The sequence below is a fragment of the Streptomyces sp. NPDC051064 genome, from assembly GCF_044455985.1.
GTDB lineage: Bacteria > Actinomycetota > Actinomycetes > Streptomycetales > Streptomycetaceae > Streptomyces.
In genome coordinates, this window is the sequence record NZ_JBITFK010000016.1 from 66,135 (window position 1) to 72,288 (window position 6,154).

At 68.4% G+C, this 6,154-nt stretch carries 7 protein-coding genes and 3 pseudogenes; 6 read left to right on the plus strand and 4 right to left on the minus strand.

Annotated elements, in window-relative coordinates; genetic code table 11:
* Positions 1-4 precede the first annotated feature (4 nt).
* Positions 5-598 (minus strand): NAD(P)-dependent oxidoreductase, encoded by a 594-nt coding sequence (locus tag ACIBCU_RS36860; protein WP_399236906.1) that lies wholly within the window; start codon positions 596-598, stop codon positions 5-7.
* Between ACIBCU_RS36860 and ACIBCU_RS36865 the strand changes: the two genes are divergently transcribed.
* Positions 540-662, plus strand: coding sequence for a hypothetical protein (locus ACIBCU_RS36865; RefSeq protein WP_399236910.1), 123 nt, complete (start codon positions 540-542; stop codon positions 660-662). The two genes, ACIBCU_RS36860 and ACIBCU_RS36865, sit on opposite strands and share 59 nt — an antisense overlap.
* A gap of 29 nt (positions 663-691) precedes the next feature.
* Complete coding sequence (locus tag ACIBCU_RS36870) at positions 692-916, plus strand: hypothetical protein (RefSeq protein ID WP_399236911.1); 225 nt, start codon at positions 692-694, stop codon at positions 914-916.
* A gap of 245 nt (positions 917-1,161) precedes the next feature.
* Here ACIBCU_RS36870 and ACIBCU_RS36875 read toward each other — a convergent pair whose 3' ends face one another.
* Positions 1,162-1,734 (minus strand): DUF317 domain-containing protein, encoded by a 573-nt coding sequence (locus ACIBCU_RS36875; protein WP_399236908.1) that lies wholly within the window; start codon positions 1,732-1,734, stop codon positions 1,162-1,164.
* Here ACIBCU_RS36875 and ACIBCU_RS36880 point away from each other — a divergent pair.
* Positions 1,735-1,956, plus strand: a pseudogene (locus ACIBCU_RS36880) (isocitrate/isopropylmalate family dehydrogenase); the annotation flags it as partial.
* A 46-nt stretch (positions 1,957-2,002) separates the two neighbouring features.
* Here ACIBCU_RS36880 and ACIBCU_RS36885 read toward each other — a convergent pair.
* Positions 2,003-2,299 (minus strand): annotated as a pseudogene (locus ACIBCU_RS36885) (LysR family transcriptional regulator); the annotation flags it as partial.
* A gap of 7 nt (positions 2,300-2,306) precedes the next feature.
* The gene (locus ACIBCU_RS36890; RefSeq protein WP_399236898.1) at positions 2,307-2,990 is read right to left on the minus strand and encodes a GntR family transcriptional regulator; all 684 of its coding nucleotides are present in this window, start codon (positions 2,988-2,990) and stop codon (positions 2,307-2,309) included.
* A gap of 106 nt (positions 2,991-3,096) precedes the next feature.
* On the opposite strand from ACIBCU_RS36890, the gene ACIBCU_RS36895 reads away from it, so the two are divergent.
* The 3 genes and pseudogenes from ACIBCU_RS36895 to ACIBCU_RS36905 form a co-directional block, all read left to right on the plus strand.
* Complete coding sequence (locus ACIBCU_RS36895) at positions 3,097-4,263, plus strand: mandelate racemase/muconate lactonizing enzyme family protein (RefSeq protein ID WP_399236900.1); 1,167 nt, start codon at positions 3,097-3,099, stop codon at positions 4,261-4,263.
* 155 nt (positions 4,264-4,418) lie between these two features.
* Positions 4,419-5,783, plus strand: a complete 1,365-nt coding sequence (locus ACIBCU_RS36900) for a cation:dicarboxylate symporter family transporter (protein ID WP_399236902.1) — start codon at positions 4,419-4,421, stop codon at positions 5,781-5,783.
* 90 nt (positions 5,784-5,873) lie between these two features.
* Positions 5,874-6,154 (plus strand): annotated as a pseudogene (locus ACIBCU_RS36905) (NAD-dependent malic enzyme); the annotation flags it as partial.

Below are 6,154 nucleotides of genomic sequence, written 5' to 3' on the forward strand. Positions count from 1 at the left end.
ACGCTCAGCGCAGCCGGACAAGGGCATCGGCGGTGACGGCATGGACCGGTGGACGCGCCGCGAGCAGGCGCAGCACCTCGTTGACGGCGCTGGCGCCGAGCCGCTGCCTGCACTCGACGCTGCCGGCCGCCTGGTGCGGGGTGAGCAGCACGTTCGGCAGGGAGCGGAAGGGGTGGCCGATGGGCAGCGGCTCGGCGTCGAAGACATCGAGCGCCGCGTCCAGCCGGCCGGTGGTCAGTTCGGCGAGGAGCGCGTCCTGGTCGACCAGCCACGCGCGGGCGGTGTTCACCAGACCCGCCCCGTCAGGCATCAGCGCCAGCTGCTCGGCGCCGAGCATCCGGTGGGTCTCCTCGGTGACCGGGGCGTGCACGGCCACGATCGGGCTGCCGGTGAGCAGCGTCTCCAGCGGAACGGATTCCACGCCGAGCTCCCGGGCGTCCGCGTCGGAGAGGTACGGGTCGGTGACGCGCACCCGCGCTCCCATCGCCCGGACCATCCGGATGTAGGCCCGGCCGGTGCGGGAGGCGCCGATCACCCCGATGTCGCTGCCGTGGATCTCGTGGCGCGGTGGCGCCTCGCTCGCCGCCGCCCAGTCCAGCCCGCCGCGGAGGGAGTGGTCGAAGCGCTGGACGGTCCTGTCCCCCGGCCGGCGCGCACTGTGATCTCGGGGGAGGAAGCTGCTGGAGGACCAGTGACGGATCTGCCGACCGCCACCGGGGGATGGACCGCACCGGAAGCGGTTGCGTTCACCCTGCTCGTGGAGTTCTACATGCTGATGGCCGTCATCGGCGCCTACGCCGTGCACACGGGTAGCGCAGCTTGGGCGGGAGCCACGGCCGTCGCGGGCCTAGGCGCCACGGCCTGTCTCACGACCTGGCTCGCCTTCCGCGGGGAGCGTCTCCGTACGCGCACGTGAAATCCCCGGCGTACACCCACGTCCTTCGTTGGTCGTCAGCGAGCTGATCGCTCAGACTTCGATGGCACTCCTCAACCTTCGTTGTCACAGGACACCAGTGAGCGTGAGCGTTGGTCGAGTGCCTCATACGAGTGAGTGAAAGTGCTCTCCTCTGCAGCTGAAAGGGCTTGGGATCCGGCCGATGGCCTGTGGAACGCCGCCAGCGTTTTTTCCGCGCTATGTTGCGTCATTTCGGCCTCTGCCGATCAGCGCGTACGACTGGGTTGGTGGCTGGCACGGGTAGCGACAGGTGTGGCCGGTGAAGTGGCGACGGGGCTTGTCAGGCGCTGGCGGCTCGTGGCCGGCTTCTGGCGGTTGCCGATTCCGTGGGGGAGGTTTTCGGAGAGGTCGGCCAGCAGCGAGCTGGGTGTGTATGGGGACGCGGTGAGGGTCCAGGCGGGGCGGTCGGGGTTCGGGCCGCCCCAGATCGTCCAGGTGGCCTGGTTCTGGGTCGGACGCTGGGCCGCGAAGGCGTCGAACTGGATCCCGGCGTCTCCTGCGGGGGACATCCAGCGGATCCCTCGTCCGTCCACGGTGTGACTCCACCCGGCTTCGGAGAGGGGGCGAGTGGAAGCGGTCACGGTCTTCTCGCCCACGGGAAAGCCGAGAGTAGTGTCCGAGATGTCGGCATCGGTAAGGTGACGCAGTAGCCCGCGCAGCACCGGTGCCGGGGTGGCGCCGGTGGCGGTGAGGACCCACGTGCGGTCGGAGACGGGTGTCTCGTACGCGGCTACGGTCCACGTTGTTTCGTGGGTGTCGGTGTCGTGGATGTGCTCGATGTCGGCTCCAACCTCTTCGGCGACATCCTCAGCGACCTCGCCGCCGCGGTCGCGGGATCCATCGGCATCGCCCCGGCCGCCAACCTCAGCCCGGAGCGGGAGTTCCCGTCCATGTTCGAGCCGATGCACGGCTCCGCCCCGGACATCGCTGGTCAAGGCGTCGCCAATCCGCTGGGCGCGATCTGGTCGGCAGCCATGATGCTCAACCGTTCCGGCCACGACGACGTCGAAGCGGGCGGGTTCCAGCACGAACTTGGCCGCGAGGGCACGGCATGGAGGCCACGTCCAGCCGTCCGGTGCGCAGTTCATGCACGGATGCAACGCTCGCTCGGGCGGTGTCCAGGCTTCGTAGGGCCGCGCGGGCCGGCTCGATCAGCGCTCTGCCCGCTTCGGTGAGCACGGCGCGCCGGCCGATCCGGTGGAAGAGCTCGGATCCCAGGTCGTGCTCCAGCGCGCGGACCGCCTGGGACAGGGACGGCTGGGAGACGTAGAGCACGGCGGCAGCCCGGTTGAAGCCGCCGCAGTCGACGATCGCCAGGAAGTACTCCAGCTTCCTGATGTCCATCAGCGCATCACACCGTGTGGGCGCCTTCACGGTCTTCGAGAGCGCTGATGGCGGTGGCGGTGAGGCTGTGGGCGATGTGGTCACGCATCAGCCGGGCGGCCTCGGCCGCCCGGCCGTCGTCGATGAGATCCACAAGCTGGTGATGCTCCTGGAGGTCCCGGGTGCGGGGTTCGTCGCCGGGCGGAAGTTCAAGGCCGAGGCGCCGGTAGCGGTCGGACTTGTCCCAGAGATCGTCCAGAAGACCGATGAGCACGTCGTTGTGCGACGCCCGGTACAACGCCTGATGGAAGGCGCGGTGGGCCGTGAGCGCTTCCTCTCCCCATTGGCGGGTGACGGGCAGGAGCTTGTCGACGGCGGCCCGCATGGTCGCGATGTCGTCGTCGGTACGTCGCTGGGCTGCGAGTTCGGCGGCGGTCGGGTCCAGGGACAGGCGGACCTCGAACAGCTGGCGGGCCTCGTCCGAAGTCATGGTGGAGACCCGGACGTCGCGGTGGGTCTCGACGGTGACGAGCCCTTCACTGCTGAGGCGGCGGATGGCCTCGCGCAAGGGGGTGATGCTCATGTTCAGGGACTCGGCGAGGTCGTACTGCGCGAGCCGTGACCCCGCGGGCAGCGTGCCGAAGAGGATCTGACCGCGCAGCTCCGCGTATGCGAGGTCGCTCTTGCTGAGGAACAGGTTCGTGTCGGCCATCGCCCCGTGCGAATCCTTTCCGGGTGCTCGCACCCCCTTGACAGTCCCGGTGAGGACACCTCAGCCTAACAGCGACGTAACTTATAAGATATTAGAAAGGTTCACAGTGAAGATCACCAACGTCTACGAGGGCGTAGTTCCGATCAGCTCCTCGATCCGTAACGCCTGGATCGACTTCAGCTCCATGGACTGCTCGATCGTGGCGATCGAGAGCGACGTCATCCGTGACGGCAAGCCGCTCGTCGGCTACGGCTTCAACTCCAACGGCCGCTACAGCGCCGGTGAGATCCTGCGCCGCCGTGTCCTGCCCCGCCTGCTGAACGCCGAGCCCGGCAGCCTGCTTGACGAGCAAGGCGGCTTGGACCCGGCCAAGGCGTGGGACGTGATGATGCGCAACGAGAAGCCCGGCGGGCACGGCGAGCGCTCGGTCGCGGTCGGCGTGGTGGACATGGCCCTGTTCGACCTGGCATCCAAGATCGAGGGCAAGCCGCTGTACCAGTACTTGTCCGAGCGCCACGGCGACGGCCGGCCCGACGACTCCGTGTTCGTGTACGCCGCGGGCGGCTACTACGCGCCCGGCAAGACCCTCACCGACCTGCAGGACGAGATGCGCGGCTTCCTCGACCTGGGCTACGACGTCGTGAAAATGAAGATCGGTGGCGCCGCCCTGACCGAGGACCTGCGACGCATCGAGGCCGTCATCGACGTCCTGGACGGCGACGGCTCCCGGCTGGCCGTCGACGTCAACGGCCGCTTCGACCTCACCACCGCGCTCGAGTACGGGCGGGCCATCGAGCCCTACGGCCTGTTCTGGTACGAGGAGATCGGCGACCCGCTCGACTACCACCTCAACGCCACCGTCGCCGAGCACTACACCGGCTCCATCGCCACCGGCGAGAATCTCTTCTCCTTGCAGGACGCCCGCAACCTGATCCGCTACGGCGGCATGCGCCCCGACCGCGACACCCTCCAGTTCGACCCCGCTCTCTCCTACGGGCTCACCGAGTACCTGCGCATCCAGGAGATGCTCCGCCAGCACGGCTGGTCCTCCCGTCGCTGCATCCCACACGGCGGCCACCAGTTCTCCCTGCACATCGCCGCCGCCCTCAAGCTCGGCGGCAACGAGTCCTACCCGGGTGAGTTCCAGCCCACCGGCGGTTTCGCCGACGACGCCGTCGTCGAGAAGAGTCGGGTCGGCCTGACCGACACCCCCGGCATCGGCTTCGAAGGCAAGGCCGCCTTCTACAAGGTGCTGCGCGACCTGCACAACTGACCGGCACCGGCAGGGCGGCCCGCTCAGGCAGCGGGCCCCCTGCCGCCGGCGCCACCGAGCGCCACGTACGACCCGGGGACGCGAGCCGCTTCACGTCCCCCGCCCCCCCCACGGGACAGGGCTACACACGATCGTCGTGCAAGGGAGCACCAACGATGACAAGCACCACCACCGCCGACCGCCCCCAGCGGTCACGGCTGAACCGCCTGATACGCGAGCTGTGGTTCCAGGTCGTGCTGGCCGCGGTCCTCGGCATCGCCGTCGGCATCCTCGCACCCGGACTCGGTGAGGAGCTCAAGCCGCTCAACGACTGGTTCATCGCGCTGGTCAAGATGATCGTGATCCCGGTCGTCTTCTGCGTGGTCACCACCGGCATCGCCTCCATGGACAACCTGCGCAAGGCAGGCCGGATCGGCGTGAAGGCGATCGGCTACTTCCTGGTGCTCTCCTTCGTGTCCATGCTCATCGGGCTGGTGATCGCCAACGTCTTCCAGCCCGGCTCCGGCCTCAGCGTCGACCCCGCCTCGCTGAACGCGGACGACGTACCCGAAACCGCAACCGAGCACGCCACCCTCACCGGATTCGTCTCCTCCCTGATCCCCACCTCACTGCTGGGCGCGATCACCGGAGACGCGATCCTGGCCGCCCTCATGGTCTCGATCATCTTCGGCGTGGCCCTGAACATGGCCGGCGAGGACGGCGCACCCCTGACCCGCGGCATCAAGGCGCTCTCGGACGTCGTCTTCCGCATCGTCGGCTGGGTCATGCGGCTGGCACCCCTGGGCACGTTCGGCGCCCTGGCGACCGTCGTCGCCACCTACGGCGCGGACAGCCTCAAGCAACTCGGCTACCTCATCATCCTGTTCACCGCCACCTGCATCCTCTACGTCCTGGTGGTCCTCGGGGCCATCATGCGGGCCTGCCGGCTGAGCCTGTTCGGACTCATGCGCTTCCTCAAGGCCGAGCTGCTCGTCGCCCTGAGCACCTGTTCCAGCGAGGCCGTCCTGCCGCAACTCGTACGCAAGCTCGAGATCCTTGGCATCGGCCGGCCCGTGGTCGGCATCGTCATCCCCTCCGGGTTCTCCTTCAACCTGGACGGCTCTGCGGTCTACCTCACGATGGCATCTCTGTTCCTGGCCCAGGCGATGGGCATCGACCTCTCCTGGCAGCAGCAGCTGATCATGGTCGGCGTCATGATGCTCACCAGCAAGGGAACCGCCGGGATCGCGGGCGGCGCGTTCATCGTGCTCGCCAGCACCGTCACCGCGGTCGGCCACGTGCCCCTGGCCGCACTCTCCCTGATCGTCGGCATCGACCGCATCCTCAACGAGGGCCGCGTCTTCATCAACGTCCTCGGCAACGCCGTCGCCACCATCGTGATCGGCAAGTGGGAGAAGGACATCGACATGGACCAGGCCCGCGCGGTCCTGAGCTCCGGCACCACGCCGCCGCAGCCCGTCGAGACCGCCGCGCTCGGCTCGGCCAAGGTCGACAGCACCAAGGCCGACGCGACCAAGTGACCCCGCCGGCCTAGCGGCACGTTCCCCACGGCACGCACCGGTGGCACCCCCATGCCGCCGCGCACCAAGAAGACAGATGAGGACCATTCCATGAGCGCGCCCAGCGTCTCCTACTCGATGACCATCCGGCTCGAAGTCCCCGCGGGAGGCAACGCCGTCTCCCGGCTCACCGCCACCATGGAGGCGCTGGGCGGCTCGGTGACCGCGCTCGACGTCATCTCCTCCGATGCCGACCGTCTCGGCATCGACGTCACGATCGCGGCCTCCTCGACCTCGCACGCGGACGAGATCGTCGAAGGCCTGCGCGACATCGAGGGCGTCATCCTCGGCAAGGTCTCCGACCGTACGTTCCTGATGCACCTCGGCGGCAA